We start from the raw sequence: 2,209 nt of genomic DNA, 5'->3' as shown, positions 1-2,209 counted from the left end.
ATGTGTCATATTGCATACCGGGGAAAGCAAAACCCCGGTCCCCGGTTTTCAATCCGATTTTCCAGTCCATCCGGACGGAAAACCACAATAAAAACCGGTACGCAACATACACTTTACGTTATGGTTAATTTGAACAACACGAAAACGTAATCAAATCTTCAAGCTAAAATGCAGTATTGACAATTAGACAAAAAACCAAACAACTCGACCAATGACAAATAACTTGTTGATTTTTAAACGAACAATAATACTGTTCTTTATGATTCTCAGCTTTAATTCTATAAAAGCTCAATTCTCTGAAAATAACGCAATTTATTACTCAGACGGATTGAATTTTGGAAATTACTTTGGAGTCGATTTAAATCTGAACTATGTATATAAAGAAAAGTATTCTTTTAAAATTGGATACATTTACGACATGCGAAAACCTAAATCGCGACCTGACGATTATTCATCTGGCTTGGCAAAAGCATTGCTCTTTGGGACGGAGAACCCTCATGACCTAATGGAAACTTACCAATTCGCCTTAGGCAAAATATACAACCTTAACGAAAATGGAACAATAAGATTCAATTTGTCTTTAGGATTAGGCTATACGATAATAAAGGAACCTGAAAATTGGCAAAAAATAGAAAATGCGTCTTTAATAGGAGAAAATTATACATGGGACTATAAAAGACAAAATACAATAAGCTTAATAATAAACCCGAAAATAGAATTCCCATTTACGACAGTTTATGGAGTAACAATTTCACCTATGGTACAAATAAATAAAGACAGAACCTATTTTGGAATTGGAGTTGGACAAATGATTGGAATACTAAGAAAAAGGAAAAACTAACCATAACATTTTGTAATATGGCAGGCGGGGTTCGTCTCGGTCTGACAAGTCAGACCAGTGCTGCTACCTCCTGCGGGTCTGACAGGATTTCTGTTGGAAATCCCGCCCGACCACATACAATTTACCGTTATGCGTCAATTTAAAAGGACCAAAAAGATATGATGAGAATGATTAAAAATATTGGATTTCTACTCATGATTTTTACAATCTCATGCGGACAAAATCTGGATTTTGAAGAGATTCTTAAAAATGAGAAACATTTTGAATTAAAGTTCAATCCCAGAGGAGATATCATTTTGGACAGTTCTTTAATAATAAAAATAAATGCAGACTCAAAAATAATTGACAGTTTGAGAACCTGGTTTAAAAATAATCCTGACAACTGGGACAGCTCAATTTCATCTTGGGCAACACCTGACATTTCACTGACTGGCAATGACTTTAGATTTTTAGTTTTTAAGGACTTTGTAGTTGTTGGTTTTATGGACAAATCGGGAAAACAAAATCAATATACAAAAAACACTAACGAGACAGAGTTTAACTTTTTGACAGAGACTAACTGAATTTAACCCCAAATGAAATCCAGACTCAGAAATACGGGACTTATTCTTTCAATTGCTTTAATATGCTTGGTTGTAATAATGTCGGTTTTTGACTTGTGGACTAGATTTGGAATAGACAAATTTTTAGAAAAAGTAGCAATCGTGATTGCTGGCTTTTTAGGAGTATTTATTGTTCGAGTGACAATAAAACTTTTCATAGAAATGATTAAATGGATTATGAAAAAAATTAAAAAATCGAACGCATAACACAGTACATATTGCAGGGCGGGGTTCGGTGGTACGCCAACTGCGGATTCTCGCATCGCAGTTCCGTGTCCTTCGGACAGGAACGCTCTCCGAAATCCGCCCCGACAACATGTACCAACCGTTACCGCCAATTATAAAAGAATAGCAAGCAATACTAAAGATAGATAATAATGAAGCCAGAAATTTTACAAACCATATCGCAAATAGTAGTTTTTTTAGGAATTATTTTGACAGCTATCGGTGGCTATGGTCATTTTCATTACGGTAAGAAAATTGAGAAAAATAGAGAAATAACAATTGATACAAAACTTGATAGTATTCCTAGTAGCATTAATGCGAATAATAAAGAAAATACGGACAAGGTACTTGATGCCATTGGAGAAGTCAAATTGAGTATTGATGAAATTGCTGCTACAGACGGTTCTAATATCAAAATAATTAATGGGGGTATCCAATCAATACCCGTGATTTTCTTTAATTATTTTTTCATATGTTACAGGCTCTGCAATAACAGCCTGTTCAAGCAATCGCATAAATAATAAGCCCCTACTATTTGATG

The 2,209-nt window shown here is 34.5% G+C and carries 3 protein-coding genes; all 3 read left to right on the top strand.

Features of this window, described 5'->3' with window-relative positions:
• The first annotated feature begins 211 nt into the window (after positions 1 to 211).
• Complete coding sequence (locus GR929_RS21705) at positions 212 to 841, top strand: hypothetical protein (protein WP_201301093.1); 630 nt, start codon at positions 212 to 214, stop codon at positions 839 to 841.
• A gap of 167 nt (positions 842 to 1,008) precedes the next feature.
• On the top strand, positions 1,009 to 1,404 hold the full coding sequence (locus tag GR929_RS21700) for a hypothetical protein (protein WP_159523921.1): 396 nt from the start codon (positions 1,009 to 1,011) through the stop codon (positions 1,402 to 1,404).
• Positions 1,405 to 1,820: 416 nt separating this feature from the next.
• Positions 1,821 to 2,189, top strand: coding sequence for a hypothetical protein (locus GR929_RS21695; protein ID WP_159523919.1), 369 nt, complete (start codon positions 1,821 to 1,823; stop codon positions 2,187 to 2,189).
• The last annotated feature ends 20 nt before the right edge of the window (positions 2,190 to 2,209 follow it).

Origin of the sequence: Sunxiuqinia indica (genome assembly GCF_009847015.1) — a bacterium.
Lineage (GTDB): Bacteria > Bacteroidota > Bacteroidia > Bacteroidales > Prolixibacteraceae > Sunxiuqinia > Sunxiuqinia indica.
Note: the sequence above shows the minus strand (reverse complement) of the source record. Positions and strands in the feature narration are given on the sequence as shown.

Bases quoted from the DNA above. Each gene is read 5' to 3' on its own strand.
- GR929_RS21695 (WP_159523919.1), top strand. From the start codon at position 1,821: ATGAAGCCAGAAATTTTACAAACCATATCGCAAATAGTAGTTTTTTTA.
- GR929_RS21700 (WP_159523921.1), top strand. From the start codon at position 1,009: ATGATTAAAAATATTGGATTTCTACTCATGATTTTTACAATCTCATGC.
- GR929_RS21705 (WP_201301093.1), top strand. From the start codon at position 212: ATGACAAATAACTTGTTGATTTTTAAACGAACAATAATACTGTTCTTT.